The sequence below is a fragment of the Pseudomonas sp. DNDY-54 genome, assembly GCF_019880365.1.
Taxonomy (GTDB): Bacteria; Pseudomonadota; Gammaproteobacteria; order Pseudomonadales; family Pseudomonadaceae; genus Stutzerimonas; species Stutzerimonas stutzeri_P.
In genome coordinates this window covers 1403167-1417362 of sequence record NZ_CP082271.1, presented here as the reverse complement: position 1 = coordinate 1417362, position 14196 = coordinate 1403167, and the positions used below count along the sequence as shown (strand labels likewise).

The window sequence follows — 14196 nt, the reverse complement described above, 5'->3', positions numbered from 1 at the left end:
TCCTGAGCTATCACGATGACCGATGGCCGCGTTGCGGCCCGGTTTGCAATCGTTGGTCTACCGCAGCGGCAAATGATTCCCTGCGCAACCAAGCGAAGCGGCAAATCATCCCACGCCGCCATAGCGCCGGATAGCTACTCTGAGAGGACTTTTTTTCAGCACGTCAAAGGACGCGGAATGCCTGACTCAAGCGGGCTACAGGCGCGGCGCACCGCGCCTTGACGAGGCATCACTGCAACGTGAAAGACGCTAATTTGACCCGTTGCGAATCCAGCCCAATCTGTACCTGAAAGGTTCCCGGTTCGGCGACACGCTTGAGCTGCGCATTGACGAATTTCAGGTCCTCCTCGTCGAGTTTGAAACGGACCTCCCGAGCCTCGCCCGCGGCCAAGGCAACCTTGCTGAAATCCTTGAGTTCTTTCACCGGTCGGATCACCGAGGCGACCTCGTCGCGGATATACAGCTGCACGACCGTTGCGCCATCGCGCGGGCCGGCATTTTTTACGGTGACGCTAACGTCTAGGTCACCACCCCGCGACATGGTCTGACTCGACAGGCTCACCTCCGACAGCTCGAAGTCGGTATAGCTCAGGCCATAGCCGAAGGGGTATAGCGGGCCATTCGGCTCTTCGAAATACTGCGAGGTGTAGTTGCCAGGTTTGCCTTCGACATAGGGCCTGCCGACGCGCAGATGGTTGTAATAGGTCGGAATCTGGCCTACCGAACGGGGAAAGGAGATCGGCAATTTGCCGGCAGGGTTGTGCTCACCGAACAGCACGTCGGCGATCGCGTTGCCGCCTTCAGTGCCGCTGAACCAGGTCTCCACGACCGCATCGGCATTCGCCTTCGCCCAGTTCAGGTCCAGCGGTCGCCCGTTCATCAAGACCAGCACCAGGGGCTTGCCAGTTTCCTTGAGCGCCTCGAGCAATGCCTGCTGACTCTGAGGGATCTGCAAGCTGGTGCGGCTCGACGCCTCATGAGACATGCCGCGCGACTCACCCACTGCGGCGACAATCACATCGGCTTGTTCCGCCATGGCGACCGCTTCGGCAATCATCGCCGACGGCGAGCGCGAGTCCTGCACCACCTCGGGATTGTCCCAATTCAGAAAGTTCAGGTAGTCGACCATGTGCTTGTCGTCGGTAATGTTGGCGCCGCGGGCATGCAGCAGCACCGCGTCACTGCCCAGCGCGCTTTGCATTCCCTGGCGTAGCGTCACGGCTTGCTTGGCGACGCCGGCGGCGGACCAGCTGCCCATCATGTCGACCGGCGAATCAGCCAGCGGACCGACTAGCGCAATCGTCCCGCGCTTGTTCAGTGGCAGGGTGTGGTCATTGTTTTCCAGCAGCACGATCGACTCACGCGCCACCGCTCTCGCCGCCTTACGGTGCAGCCGGCTTTCGGCATTGACATCTTTCGGGTCATCCGCAGCGACGCCGATACGCCGGAACGGGTCGTGGAACAGCCCCATGTCGTATTTGGCGCCCAGCACCTCGCGAACCGCTGTGTCGATTTCGCCAACCGCGACATCGCCGGATTCCACCAGGCCTGGCAATTCCTCGCGGTACAACGAGTCGGCCATGCTCATGTCGATGCCCGCCTTGATCGCCAAGCGAGCAGCCTCGCGGCCATCTTTGGCGACGCCGTGACGCATCAGCTCGCTGATTGCGCCGTGGTCACTCAGCGCCACGCCGTCGAAACCCCAGTCCCGCTTCAGCAAATCCTGCAACAGCCAAGTGTTGGCGCTGGCCGGCACGCCATTGATGGCATTCAACGCCACCATCACCCCACCTGCGCCTGCGTCGATGGCCGCACGATAAGGCGGAAGAAAATCCTGATGCATACGCATCGGGCTCATATCCACGACGTTGTAGTCGCGCCCACCTTCTACCGCCCCGTACAAGGCGAAGTGTTTGACACTGGCGGTCACGCTGTCGGCCGCGGCTGGAGAGTCGCCCTGATAGGCCTGGACCATGGTGCGCGCGATCTCCGACACCAGATAGGGATCCTCACCGAAGCCTTCAGATGTCCGCCCCCAGCGTGGATCACGCGAAATATCCACCATGGGTGCGAAGGTCATATCCAGGCCATCGGCACTGGCTTCGATCGCTTGCACCCGTCCGCTGGTCGCGATCGTGCCCAGATCCCAGCTCGACGCCAGGCCCAGCCCGATCGGAAAGATCGTCCGGTGACCGTGTACCACGTCGTACGCAAAGAAGATCGGGATTTTCATCCGGCTGCGCAGCGCCGCCTCCTGCATCGGCCGGTTGTCGTGCCGTGTCACGGTGTTGAACGTGCCGCCGATATGCCCAGCGGCCAGCTCTTCGAGGATGCGCGGGCGAGGCATGTCTGCCCCGATACTGATCAACCGCAGCTGGCCAACCTTTTCCTCCAGCGTCATCCGCTCGATCAGGCTCGCGATGAAGGCCGGCTTGTTATCCAGCAAAGGGGACGGGGACTCGGCAGCGACTGATTGCAGCGAAAGACCGGCCATGAGACCGACCAAATACAGCCTTTTCATTGTTCAGAGATTCCTTGGCCAGCGAGACGTATAGGCGAACGGCATGGATTCCGGCATGGCCGGCGAAACACCCGCGAGTATGGGTTTTTCCCTTCATCACAACCAGCGGTCTGGAGCGAAACGGCAGCGTTGCCGGTATGAGCAAACTCAGAAGCCCTACGGGGACGCTCGCTGCCGCCCTGCTGAGTGCGCTGCCTCATCTGGTCGCGGGGAAGCGCTTCACCGAGCCGAGCCATTCGTCATGCAATTGGTGCTGGTCGGTATCCATTCCTCGGGCCTCCATCAGCCCGCGGTGCCGATCGATTTCTGCGGCCGCCTCGCTTAGCGACGCGCTGTTAGCGTCGAGCTGATGCATCTGCGTCAGTCCAAGATGGTAGAAACGAAGCAGCTTGATCGCGTCGGGATCACCCGCGGCGATGCCCGCCGTCACGTGATGCATCGCATTGGTGACGCTCATCAGGCTGCGCTTGAGGCGCCAGCCATAGACCGCGCTGTGCATCCAGGGCTGTTTCCAATAGACCAGGCGCACCAACGCCGCCGTCAGCAGGAACCCGGCCACCACGCCCGCCACGTTCAGGCGCAGGTTGTCCGCACCGGCCTCGCCGAAAAGCGCAACCGCCAGCGTCGCAAAGCCCATCCCCAGCACCGCAAAGGTCGCCACCACCAGCAAGGTGCTGCGACGGGTCTGCTGGCGGTAAGCTTCGGGGCTGAGTGGTTTGATCTCGAATGTCACCATGAGTGGATCCTGAGTAGTCGGAAGGTAAGTCGGTTGAGCGGCATTATCACCGCAATCGGATACCCGCACCTGACGCCGCGCAGACGACTCTCAGACGCAGCGACGACAGCCGCCGAATACAAGGAACGAGATATGCGCCGACTTGTGATCCCTGGTGATTTCGACCGGGTCTACGACATCTACATGCATGACACAGTCGTGCCCTTTCTCGGTTTCGACCTAATGCCGCGCTCAGCTTTCGGCAAGGTGTTCGATCCGCTGTTCGAAAGCGCCAGTTTCTACGTATTCGAGGTTGAGGGGATCGTCCAGGGGTTCTACCAGGTGCGGCGGCATCTCGGCCGTGCCGCGCATGTTGCCTACCTGGGGACGCTGGCCGTCGCGCCGGAGATGATGGGAACTGGCCTTGCCAAAGTGATGATGGAAGACGCGCTCACACGTCTGCGCCGCGCCGGCATCCGTCGGGTGGAGCTGACGGTGGAAGCCGACAATGGGCGAGCGATTGCCTTCTATGAACGCATCGGATTTGTCCACGAAGGCACCCAGCGAGCCGCTTACAAACGCGTCACCGACGAACGCTATGTGGATGAGTTGATGTACGGATTGCTGCTCAGCGAAAGATGATTCAAGGGAGCCGATACTGACCCAGACGACCGGACGGCCTGCGCCGCCCGGCGCCATTCCAACCGTCAGCCCTTGAGCTTCAACGTGGTTTTGGCCACCAGCTCGCCCTGATAGCGCGCGATGGTCAGCTCCTTCGGTGAGGGCTGGCGCGAACCGTCACCGCCAGCAATGGTCGAGGCACCGTAGGGCGTGCCGCCATTCACTTCAGAGATATCGAAAAACTCACCGATGCCGTAGCCGGTCGGCACGATGATCATTCCGTGGTGCGCCAACGTAGTCCAGGTGGAGGTGATGGTCATTTCCTGCCCGCCACCCGTGCCGGTAGAGGTGAACACGCTTGCGACCTTGCCATGCAGCGCACCTTTGGCCCAGAGACCACCGGTCTGATCGAGGAAGTTGCGCATTTGCCCGGACATGTTGCCGAAGCGCGTCGGGGTGCCGAAGATGATCGCGTCGTAATCAGCCAGCTCCGCGGGATTTGCAAACGGTGCGGGCTGGTCGACTTTGCCGCCAGCGTTCTTGAACGCCTCCTCGGGCATGGTTTCCGGCACTCGCTTGACCGTTACTTCCGCGCCCTCGACACGGCGCGCGCCCTCCGCCACCGCGTTGGCCATGGTTTCGATGTGGCCGTACATTGAGTGATACAACACAAGAATCTTCGCCATCTCTGCTTCCTCTTCCGGGTTGGTGTGTTTCGATTTGCCGCTCGGTGTGCTCAGCGCACATCCACCAGCACAATTTCGCTGTCTTCCAGCGCCCTGATCATCAGCCGCGCTTCATCACGTACGGCGACCCCGTCACCCGCGGCAGCAATCTGCCCACCGATCTCGACGCGTCCGCTCGCCGGCACCAGATAAACGTTTCGACCGGCAGCGATTGGGTATTCGGCAACCTGATCGGTGGAAAGTGTCGCGGCCGCCAGCCGCGCATCGGCCCGTATCGGCAATGCCTCGGTGTCTTCTGCCATGCCGCTGGCGAGCGTAACGAACGCACCTGCGCGTTCTGCTGTCGGGAATGGCCGCGTTCCCCAAGCGGGTGGCAGCCCGGTGTGATCCGGGTAAATCCAGATCTGAAAGATTTCGGTGGGTTCGTCTTCAAGGTTGTATTCGCTGTGAGCGATCCCCGTGCCGGCGCTCATGACCTGCACATCGCCTGCGACCGTCCGGCCACGATTGCCGAGGTTGTCTTCGTGGGTGATAGCCCCTTTGCGCACGTAGGTGATGATTTCCATATCGCTGTGCGCATGGGTCGGGAAACCTGACTGCGGGGCGATGATGTCGTCGTTCCAGACTCGCAGACGCCCCCAGTGCATGCGCGCCGAGTCGTGATAACCGGCGAAGGAGAAATGGTGACGGGTATCCAGCCAACCGTGCTGGGCACCACCAAGTTTGGCCCGGGGGCGAATGTCGATCATGGCGCAGCCTCTAAAGGGCGGTCGGCGTCGCAAGGGAGGGCACCGTACCGGATGAGGCTATCTTCTATTTTGTTATTGAGTGTTTGGTTGGATTATTCCGGACAAACCAATCGATAAAGTCGATCTGTTCAGCTGTTAGCGCGCCAAAAACGCCAGCGCCTCTTCAAGTACCCGCTCGGGTACTTCCTCCGGTAAATAATGCCCGGCTGGCAGCGCCTTGCCTTGCACGTCTTGCGCAACGGCGCGCCACTCCTTCATCGGATCGAAACAGCGTTCGACGATGCCATCCGCGCCCCAGAGCACCAGCAACGGCGCTAGAATCATCCGGCCAGCGGCTCGGTCTTCACGGTCATGCTCAAGATCGATCCCGGCGCTGGCCCGATAATCCTCGCAGAAGGCATGGACGGTGCCGGGCAGCTTCATGCAGCGCAGGTATTCGGCGAACGCCGCGTCACTGAAGGGATGTTGGTGATCCGGTCGGGTGGCCACAGCCCCTTTCAGGATCTGCTCGGGGTTGAGCGCGAGCAGGCTCTCGGGGATCGGTGCTGGACGGATCAGAAAGAACCAGTGCCAATACGCGCGCGCAAAGGTCTCGTTGGTCTGGCTATACATGGCCAGCGTCGGTGCGATGTCGAGCAGGATCATTCGTCGCACCGCGTGGGGATAGTCCATGGCGAGACGATGGCTGACCCGCGCGCCACGGTCGTGGGCGAGGATGTCAAAGCGCTCGAAGCCCAGCCCTTGCATCAGCTCGACCTGATCACGCGCCATCTCGCGCTTGCTATAGGCGACGTGGTTTTCACCGCCTTCAGGCTTGCTGCTGTCGCCATAGCCGCGTAAATCCGCTGCAACGACGGTAAAGCGCTCGGCCAGCTGATCCGCAATTTTGTGCCACATCACGTGCGTCTGCGGGTATCCATGCAGCAGCAATAAGGGCGGACCCGAGCCGCCCTGACGGTAATGGATGGTGACGCCATTGACGTCGCGTTGGCCTGGCTTGAACTGCTCGAACATAGGACCGCTCCTGGGACACTGCGGCTGAGTCTAGCCCGCGCCCCAGTAAGTGAATCAAGATTGACTGTTCACCACCGCAAGTCAGCGCCGGTGCGGCGCGCCCACTAAACGGGGCAACGCCGCCTCCGAAGCAACATAGCGTCCAGGTTTACCAACGCGCGCCGACCAGGATCGAGCCAGCGAGCAGCCCGGGGCATCGGAGCTCAGCCGAGCGCCAGAGGCAAAAACAAGGCAATCAGGATGCCCAGCAGGCTCATGCCCAGCGCAGCGAAGGCGCCGCACTCGTCGCCCTCCTCCAGCGCCCTCGCCGTGCCGATGGCGTGGGCGTTGATGCCGTAGCTCAGCCCCCGCGCTGCCGGGTGATCGACGCCGGCCCAGCCTAATAACACCGGCCCTAACGCCGTGCCGATCACTCCGGTGAGCATAACGAACACTGCAGCGAGTGAAGCGAGCCCGCCAATTTGTTCCGCCACCAGCATGGCAATCGGCATGGTTGCCGCTTTGGGCGACAGGCTCATCAGCACGGACACGTCAGCGCCCAGCGCGCTGGAAATCACCAGCGTCAGCACGACCCCCAACACACCGCCGCTGACCAGCGTGATGAGGATCGGCCAGAACAGCTGCTGGATACGCCGGATGTGGCGATACAGCGGCACCGCCAGCGCGACCGTGGCGGGGCCAACCAGAATGGCGATCATCGAGGCGTCTGCGCGGTAGCTCGCATAATCGATGCCGCAGAGATAAAGCGTACCGACCACCAACAGCATGCCGACCATGACCGGCTGCAGCACCAGCCACCCGCTGCGTCGGTAAAGCGCAAGGGCCAGCTGGAAGGCAATCAGCGTCAGCGCGACGGAGAACAGCGGATGGTCGAGCGTCATCGCCCAGACCTGTTTCCAGTCGAGGCCACTCATGAATGATCCTCCTGCCGGCGATCCATGCGTCGGATGAGTACCTGCATCAGCCAGCCGCAAAACGGTACGGTCACCACCAGTGACAACACCAGCCCGGCCGCAATGGCCGGCAGATCCGCGAGCAGCGCATCGGCGCTGGTCATGATTCCCGCGGCCGGGACGATGAGCAGCAGCGGCAGGTATTGCAGCAACAGCGCAGCGGTCTTCTCCAGCGGCTCAGGGATGCCGCGACGCAGCAACAACACACCGAACAACAACACCATGCCGATAATCGGCCCCGGCAAGGCGGGAAGCAGCAAGAGGTGAATGACGCTGCCAAGCAACTGCAGCACGACCAGCCAGGTCAGGCCTTTGAGAATCATTGAGGGAGTCCTTAGTACGGCACAACAGAACGGGCCATCATGCCGTGAATCGCGCGCTGCGGCACGCTTTCGGCTAGACCTCGATCGTTCCTTGCAGGTATTGCACCGCGTGACCCGCGACGAAAACCCGATCGCCCTCCACCCGGCAATACAGCAACCCGCTGCGGCGTGAGGCTTGAAGCGCGACCAGTGACGTCTTGCCCAAACGCCCGGCCCAGAATGGCGCAAGGCCCGCATGAATCGACCCGGTGACCGGGTCTTCTTCGCCGCCATTGGCGGGCCAGAAGTAGCGAGAGACGAAATCCTGCGAGATGCCCGGCGCGGTCACTACGACGTCCAGAGGCGCGAGTGACTTGAGCGCTTCGAGATCAGGCGCCAGCTGCCGCACCTGGTCCTCGTGTTCATAAACGGCAAACCAGGCCTGACGATTCTTCAAGATCGCCGTCGGCAACAGGCCCAGGCCGGAGAGCAGCCCGACGGGAGGATTGTCCACGGGCTCTGGCGCACGGTTGGGGAAGTTCATCTCCAGACAGCCATCGTCCAGCCGAGCGACGCTGATGTCGCCCACGGCACCGGCACGGAATGTCAGCGGTGCTGATGCAATCTGCTGCTCCAGGAGCACAAACGCGCTCGCCAACGTGGCGTGACCGCAGAAATCGATCTCCGTCAGCGGCGAGAACCAGCGGATATGAAAAGCGCCGTCGGCCTCACGCACCAGGAATGCCGTTTCCGACAGGTTGTTCTCCATCGCGATCGACTGCATCTGCGCGTCACTCAGCCAATGCTCCAGCGGCACCACCGCTGCAGAGTTGCCTTTGAAACGCTCCTGGGTGAATGCGTCGACCTGATAGATCGGTAACTTCATGCGCGACTCCTCGCAACGCGCCCGCCATTCGGGCGCAAAGCAACCAGTCTCGCTGCGCCGCCGGCGACGGGCAATACCGCAGGGTGTAACCGCCAGCGCCGTAGCGGCGCTGAAAGTTTTAGCGCTCCGAGGCCATACTGGCGGTGAGCGTTGGCTGGATCGGCGCGGCGGGCTGGCACTGCGTCTGCGCGTTGGCGTGCAGATACGGCTGCAGTATCGGCGCCATCCCCTTAAGCACCTGCACCGGCAACGCGGAGGTGAAGCGGAAGCTTTCCGCACCACGCCCCGGAACGTACGCCGTCAGCGTGCCGAAATGGTTCGGTCCGAGATAGAAGACAAACGTGGCGGTGCGATTAAGCGCCAGCGAGCTGATCAACCGGCCGCCAGCGCCGACGGTCTGAATCCGGTTATCGCCCGTCCCGGTTTTTCCACCCACCTTCAGCGGCTCGCCGTCGGCCTCCAGGAAACTTCCGCGCAGCCGTCTTGCCGTACCGCCTTCCACCACACTGCCCAGCGCATCGCGCAAGGCCGCAGCTACCTCACTGTGCAACACCCGTACGCCCGCGTCCGGCTTGATGCCCACGCGGGTTTCATAGGGTGTTTCGCTCGCGAAATGGAGGCTGTCGATACGCACGCTGGGTAACCGCACGCCATCGTTGACGATGATGCCCATCAACTCCGCCAACGCCGCGGGCCGGTCGCCGGAGCTGCCGAGCGCGGTCGCCAGCGACGGCACCAGATGGTCAAACGGATATCCCAAGCGCTGCCAGCGACGATGAATGTCGGTGAAGGCCTCCACTTCCAGCATGATGCGGATGCGGCTGTCGCGGGCGCTCTTGTGCCGACTGCGGAACAGCCAGCCGTAGACCTCCTGACGCTCGGCGGTGCTGGCGGCGATCACCTCGGAGATGCCGGCTTCGGGATGCTTGATCAGGTAGCCGAGCAGCCACAGGTCCAATGGATGCACCCGAGCGATATACCCCTGATCCGGCAGGCTATAGGCACCCGGTGCGTAGCGGCTGTACAGCGAGTCGAGCGTTTTGTCGCTGAGCTCGGTCTCCGGCAGGTTTCGCTTGAGAAAGTCGTCGAAGGTGGCGCGATCGGCCTCCGGCATGAGGTACCGGTGCACGGCAGCCAGCCGCGGCGCGGTCGGTCGCATACCATCCAGCAGCGTTTCGATGCGCGCGTCGGCAGTCTTGTCACGGTACTTCTTCCAGAACCGCTGGATGAAGACGGAGCCCTCGCGGTCGGCAAAACGCCTGAGGTATTCGCGCCGCTCCGGATTGTCGTCGCTTTTCAGCAACTCCGCCCCGTTGGACGCCTGATAGGTGCTGTAGCTCACCAGGTCGCGCATCAACCGCACGAACGGCAGATTGATGGATTCCTGCAGCGCCTCGCGCATGGTCGGCAGGCGACCGTCATCCTCACGGCTGAAGTTACCGAAACGGTGCATGCCGGCGCCGGTAAAGAAGCGCTCGGTCGGGCTGGCCGAATACTGACGGTCCAGTGCGGCGTCGAGCATGGCCGGCAGATTGCGATCCTCGTTCTGGATCAGATAACCGAGCGCCCAGCGCGTCAACGGATCGACCGCCTCGGCTTTGCGCAGTTCGCTGATGCTGCTTTGTGCGTAGCGATCATGCAATTCAGCGATGACCTCTAGGTAGGTGGTCAGCACACGCAGCTTGGCCGTCGACCCCAGCTCCAGCTTGCTGCCTTCGTTGATATCGAATGGTTGATTGGTGTTATCGGTCTGCACGCGTACCCGGAAACCCTGCTCGCCACGCTCGAACAAGGTGAAGCTGTAGCGGACATCGGCGGTACGCTCTGGCGACAGCATGCGCTCGCCGAACAACCCGACCTCGCCGGCGAATCCGGGCTCCGCGAGGCGATGCAGGTACTCGGTGACCTGAGTCTGCAATGCGCCATGCAGCGGCGTGGTAGCGGCCAGGTCCAGACGGTCCAGCTCATACAGCGACACGCCCAACAAGCTGCTCAGACGCATGCGCGCCGCGGTAATGCCTTTGCTCGAAGGCACCTCGCGAACCCCCGACTCGACCCGCAAGTCGCGGAACACGACCTTCTGCTGCAAGGCGGCGTTGCGCAAGCGCGTGCTGATCACCCCGCCATTGGCGAGCAGGCGGATATGACTGTCGGTGAGTTCGGCCATGTCATCGCGTCCGGCGCCAAGGTAGTAGGACGGCCGGCGCTGCGCGATAAGCAGCGAAAGTACCTGACGCAGCGCCAGGCCCTGAGCTTCATAGCTCGTCTCAGCGTTGCGGCGTGAATCGAGCAGGCGGTTAACCTCGGCGAAGTCCGCGCCGAACCAGAGCCGCAGCCCATCGGCGATACCGTGTACCTCACCATGACCATATGCCGCGGAAAGCGGCACGCTGTTGAGGTAGTCACGCACGATGCGCTTGCGCGTGGCCAACGTCTGTTGGCCCTCGCGGTACGTGCGCACGCTGGCTGAAATCATCTGCCGAATCTTTTCTTCGGCGCTCCCGGTTCGCCCTTCCGGTGAGTGTCGGTATTTCTCAACCTGGGTCGCGAGGGTACTGCCGCCTGCCGCCTGGACCGGCAAACCAAGCTTCTTTTCGACCTGGCTCACCGCCGCCATGGTAAACCGCGGCCAGTCCACCGCCGGGTTCGCGCGGGGGCGCTCAGCGTTCAGCAAGCCACGGTCCTCGATAAACAGCAGGCTCATCGCAATGATCGGTGGCACATCTTCGAAGGTTTCGTAGTACTGATGCGGGTAACTATTCGCGTAAAGCGGTTCGCCACGGCAGTCGTCGATGGTCAGCCCGGCCTGGGACTTTTCCGGATAGGGCACGAAAAAGCCGTGGCTGACATAGCGTTGCAGGGCCGGGGAAAAGCGAACCTGTTGTTGAATATCGAAACCCCGCTCGCTCAGCCGCTCAAGAAACGTCGGGAGCGCTGCGTAGCCCAGACGTCGGTCGAAAGGGCCCGCCTCGGGAAATCGGATCGCGCTACTGGCGCCGGGCTCAAGCTGATAGTCGAGATTCGCCGCGTAACGCGTCAACCAAAGCGCCTGCAGCTTGGAGGTATGCATTTCGTGCCAGGCGGCATAGCCGCCGCCGGCCAATAAAGAAACGCCCAGCAAAACGCCCATACGGCGCGCCAAACGGCTCCCGTGGCTAGGTGTTTTACCGGGTTTGCTGGTGGATGACGCACGCTTGCTGCCACCCGCCCGGGATGTATCGGTCCGCCATACTGCGCCCATCTTTTCCGGCCTGGCTTCCAAAGGAAATTACAGGCTTAAGCTTAGCTGGCAGCGCTTCGTTCAGAGTGCCCAAGCAGACGAACGGAGAGGCTCAAATTCGCGCCTCACGAGTCAAACGGCCGGCCTAAACGGGGCATGAAATCACTGGATCCAGCGCGGATAAAAACCGAGTTGCGACTGCAGACGAGCATCATGCAGATGCAAGACCTCAGCAGACAGTGGCTTCTGGCTCGTTTCGCCATCGGCGGCATCCCCACGGAAGAACACGCGACGGCCATCTTCAAGCGTCAGAAACAGACCCAAAGCACCGTGACCGGGCAGCTTGACCAGCACCAGCCGTTCGTCGCCAAACAGGTCCAGGCTCTCCTTAAAGCCACCGTATGGGCGTCGCTGGAAGCGCAACGGCTGCCATTTGACGCCGTGGGCGAATTGCGCCGGGATCACCGCCGGAGGCGTCGCGTCGTGGGCGTAGCGGATGGCCTCCTGGCTGGCAAGAACCGGCACGTCGGCAAAATCAGCCAGCCCGGACGCGTACTGCCAGCGGGCACATCCCATGACAATCCGGTCAACCGCAAGGTCGTCGCGATCCAGTTGATCACGTACTGGCCGCACCGCTCCGTAGCGTTTCCTGCGCCAGGGTAGCTCGCTGTCCAGCTGCGCATCGATTTCCCGCCCCAACCCCGTGCCGAACAGTAGCCGGCTGCCCTGGTGCTCGATCAGCACCGCGATGTGGTTTATGGGTGGAGGCTGTACCCAGCCACCATCACGCCAGGCGTATTCGCCGCTGGAAAGCGTCTGTGAGGTGCGAACGAGGCTAAAGCGCAGTGCCGCGGCATCCACGCTCGCGGCCAACAACATCAGCAACAGGCCGACCATTCTTGAGCTACGCATCGCTCACCCCTGGTTCCGGAAGGAACGGTGAGACATCCGGTGCAGCGAACGACAAGGGCAGCCTTGAACGCCGCAGCGTCCACCGGCCCGGCGCCAACGCAAGCATGCGTTCGGCGCCTACCGGCGCGGTGATGTCAAACGCGGCGAACTGCTCGGGCCAGACCACTTCCGCCAGCGCTTGTAGGTGGAGCAGATCACCGTTGGCGAAATTGATGAACAACAACCCACAACGCGGCTCGCGGACCAGATTGCCCAGGGTATTGAACAGCCGGTTGCCGCTGTAATCCGGCATCCAGAGGCGACCATCACGCCCAACCTCGACGAACCCGACCGGGCCCCCGCGATGTGAAATATCAACGCCACCACCTTGCAGGTCCGGACTCTGGCTGGCGATGAACAGCGTGTCAGCCTGTTGCACCTGAGTGAGCCATTCCGAGTCCAACCCTTCGCCTTCCAGCATTAACCCTGGCAGACGGTCGACCGGCTGCCACTCTCGCGCTTGGATGTACTTCGGACAGTTGCCGAATGACTGCGCCACGGCAACGCTGAAGCCCTGCGCATCACGCTCGATGATCCGTCCGTTCAATCGATTGCGCCGTCGGGTCGGCCACTCCAACCCCAACAAACCGACCATGGCGCCCGGGTGCAGCAACGGCGCGATCGGATCGTCAGCGTGCGGGCTGGCACCGATGCACAGCAGTTCGGGGTGCGGCGACCAGGCGAACCCGGCCGGCCCCCAGAGCAGGGACGCATGAGGCTGCCCTTCGCTATCGGCTGCGGCAACCAGCAGCGCCGGCAACTGAGCGAAGAACGCTCGATGCTGTTCGGGCATGAACGAACGGATCACTCGACGGCCGATCTGCTCAGCTTTATCGCGTACGCCTGCGCGGCTCTGCACCCATTGTTCACCGGCGTGAAAAGGGCTGCTCATGGTGACTGCCCCTTATTCCAGGCCGGGCATGCCGACGTAACCCGGCAGCTCGCGGATGCGTGAACACCAGGCACGTACGGCAGGGTACGGCGCGAGATCAATGCCGCCCTCACCCGCTAACGCCGCGTAGGGGTAAACCGCGATGTCGGCGATAGTCGGGACAGCGCTCTCAGCCAGCCAGGTGTGTTCGGCCAGTTGCTGTTCGAGCACATGCATCGCAGCCAGCGCACGTGTAGAAGTCAACGCCTCGTCGATCCGAAGACCGAACAGGCGCGCCACTCGGGCCGTTGCCGGACCATGCTGCATCTCGTTCGCGGCGAAACTCAGCCAGCTGGCAATACGCGCCTGGATTAGGGCGTCCTGCGGAAACCAGTGTTCCTCTGCGTAGCGCCGCGCCAGATAGACAAGAATGGCTTGCGAGTCGACCATCCTTACGTTCTCGTCTTCAAGTACCGGAACCTGTCCGCGCGGATTGATCGCCAGAAAAGGCGGCTGCTTATGCTCGCCATTCACCAGATCAACCGGCACCAACTCAACCGGCCGGCCAATCAGACCGAGGAACAGGCGCGCCTTGTAGCAGTTACTGGACAACGTCAAATCGTACAGTCTCATCATGTCGCTCCTTTAAGGATGGGTGCAGATGCACGACTGGATAATAGACAGACCTGTCTGTACACTTCAAGCAT

General features: G+C 62.2%; 13 protein-coding genes. 1 reads left to right on the top strand and 12 read right to left on the bottom strand.

Translation table 11 applies throughout. From position 1 onward, the window contains the following. Positions 1-229: 229 nt before the first annotated feature. Both bglX and K4O48_RS06635 read right to left on the bottom strand, forming a co-directional pair. On the bottom strand, positions 230-2521 hold the full coding sequence (gene bglX / locus K4O48_RS06640) for a beta-glucosidase BglX (protein WP_222911264.1): 2292 nt from the start codon (positions 2519-2521) through the stop codon (positions 230-232). Between the two features lie 196 nt (positions 2522-2717). Beyond that, positions 2718-3257, bottom strand: coding sequence for a DUF3087 domain-containing protein (locus K4O48_RS06635; RefSeq protein ID WP_222911263.1), 540 nt, complete (start codon positions 3255-3257; stop codon positions 2718-2720). 132 nt (positions 3258-3389) lie between these two features. Between K4O48_RS06635 and K4O48_RS06630 the strand changes: the two genes are divergently transcribed. After that, positions 3390-3878 (top strand): GNAT family N-acetyltransferase, encoded by a 489-nt coding sequence (locus tag K4O48_RS06630; RefSeq protein WP_222912017.1) that lies wholly within the window; start codon positions 3390-3392, stop codon positions 3876-3878. A 65-nt stretch (positions 3879-3943) separates the two neighbouring features. Here the strand turns inward: K4O48_RS06630 and wrbA are convergent, their stop codons facing one another. The 10 genes from wrbA to K4O48_RS06580 all read right to left on the bottom strand — a co-directional run bounded on the left by wrbA (position 3944) and on the right by K4O48_RS06580 (position 14122). Next, positions 3944-4543 (bottom strand): NAD(P)H:quinone oxidoreductase, encoded by a 600-nt coding sequence (gene wrbA / locus K4O48_RS06625; RefSeq protein ID WP_222911262.1) that lies wholly within the window; start codon positions 4541-4543, stop codon positions 3944-3946. A 50-nt stretch (positions 4544-4593) separates the two neighbouring features. Continuing rightward, positions 4594-5292 (bottom strand): pirin family protein, encoded by a 699-nt coding sequence (locus tag K4O48_RS06620; protein ID WP_222911261.1) that lies wholly within the window; start codon positions 5290-5292, stop codon positions 4594-4596. Positions 5293-5427: 135 nt separating this feature from the next. Continuing rightward, positions 5428-6306: an alpha/beta fold hydrolase gene (locus K4O48_RS06615; protein ID WP_222911260.1), complete on the bottom strand. Its 879-nt coding sequence runs from the start codon at positions 6304-6306 to the stop codon at positions 5428-5430. Positions 6307-6509: 203 nt separating this feature from the next. Further along, positions 6510-7220, bottom strand: a complete 711-nt coding sequence (locus tag K4O48_RS06610) for an LrgB family protein (RefSeq protein ID WP_222911259.1) — start codon at positions 7218-7220, stop codon at positions 6510-6512. After that, on the bottom strand, positions 7217-7582 hold the full coding sequence (locus tag K4O48_RS06605) for a CidA/LrgA family protein (protein ID WP_222911258.1): 366 nt from the start codon (positions 7580-7582) through the stop codon (positions 7217-7219). The genes K4O48_RS06610 and K4O48_RS06605 overlap by 4 nt, the downstream gene beginning before the upstream one ends. A gap of 73 nt (positions 7583-7655) precedes the next feature. After that, complete coding sequence (locus tag K4O48_RS06600) at positions 7656-8435, bottom strand: PhzF family phenazine biosynthesis protein (protein WP_222912016.1); 780 nt, start codon at positions 8433-8435, stop codon at positions 7656-7658. 130 nt (positions 8436-8565) lie between these two features. Then, entirely contained in the window at positions 8566-11688 is a 3123-nt protein-coding gene (locus K4O48_RS06595) for a transglycosylase domain-containing protein (RefSeq protein ID WP_222911257.1), read from the bottom strand. Between the two features lie 141 nt (positions 11689-11829). Continuing rightward, positions 11830-12579: a Zn-dependent hydrolase gene (locus K4O48_RS06590; RefSeq protein WP_222911256.1), complete on the bottom strand. Its 750-nt coding sequence runs from the start codon at positions 12577-12579 to the stop codon at positions 11830-11832. Beyond that, complete coding sequence (locus tag K4O48_RS06585; protein WP_222911255.1) at positions 12572-13510, bottom strand: pyridoxamine 5'-phosphate oxidase family protein; 939 nt, start codon at positions 13508-13510, stop codon at positions 12572-12574. The genes K4O48_RS06590 and K4O48_RS06585 overlap by 8 nt, the downstream gene beginning before the upstream one ends. Before the next feature lie 12 nt (positions 13511-13522). After that, positions 13523-14122, bottom strand: a complete 600-nt coding sequence (locus K4O48_RS06580; protein ID WP_222912015.1) for a glutathione S-transferase family protein — start codon at positions 14120-14122, stop codon at positions 13523-13525. Positions 14123-14196: the final 74 nt, after the last annotated feature.

Bases quoted from the DNA above. Each gene is read 5' to 3' on its own strand.
- K4O48_RS06580 (WP_222912015.1), bottom strand. From the start codon at position 14,122: ATGAGACTGTACGATTTGACGTTGTCCAGTAACTGCTACAAGGCGCGC.
- K4O48_RS06635 (WP_222911263.1), bottom strand. From the start codon at position 3,257: ATGGTGACATTCGAGATCAAACCACTCAGCCCCGAAGCTTACCGCCAG.
- wrbA (WP_222911262.1), bottom strand. From the start codon at position 4,543: ATGGCGAAGATTCTTGTGTTGTATCACTCAATGTACGGCCACATCGAA.
- K4O48_RS06590 (WP_222911256.1), bottom strand. From the start codon at position 12,579: ATGCGTAGCTCAAGAATGGTCGGCCTGTTGCTGATGTTGTTGGCCGCG.
- K4O48_RS06615 (WP_222911260.1), bottom strand. From the start codon at position 6,306: ATGTTCGAGCAGTTCAAGCCAGGCCAACGCGACGTCAATGGCGTCACC.
- K4O48_RS06610 (WP_222911259.1), bottom strand. From the start codon at position 7,220: ATGAGTGGCCTCGACTGGAAACAGGTCTGGGCGATGACGCTCGACCAT.
- bglX (WP_222911264.1), bottom strand. From the start codon at position 2,521: ATGAAAAGGCTGTATTTGGTCGGTCTCATGGCCGGTCTTTCGCTGCAA.
- K4O48_RS06630 (WP_222912017.1), top strand. From the start codon at position 3,390: ATGCGCCGACTTGTGATCCCTGGTGATTTCGACCGGGTCTACGACATC.
- K4O48_RS06605 (WP_222911258.1), bottom strand. From the start codon at position 7,582: ATGATTCTCAAAGGCCTGACCTGGCTGGTCGTGCTGCAGTTGCTTGGC.
- K4O48_RS06620 (WP_222911261.1), bottom strand. From the start codon at position 5,292: ATGATCGACATTCGCCCCCGGGCCAAACTTGGTGGTGCCCAGCACGGT.
- K4O48_RS06595 (WP_222911257.1), bottom strand. From the start codon at position 11,688: ATGGGCGCAGTATGGCGGACCGATACATCCCGGGCGGGTGGCAGCAAG.
- K4O48_RS06585 (WP_222911255.1), bottom strand. From the start codon at position 13,510: ATGAGCAGCCCTTTTCACGCCGGTGAACAATGGGTGCAGAGCCGCGCA.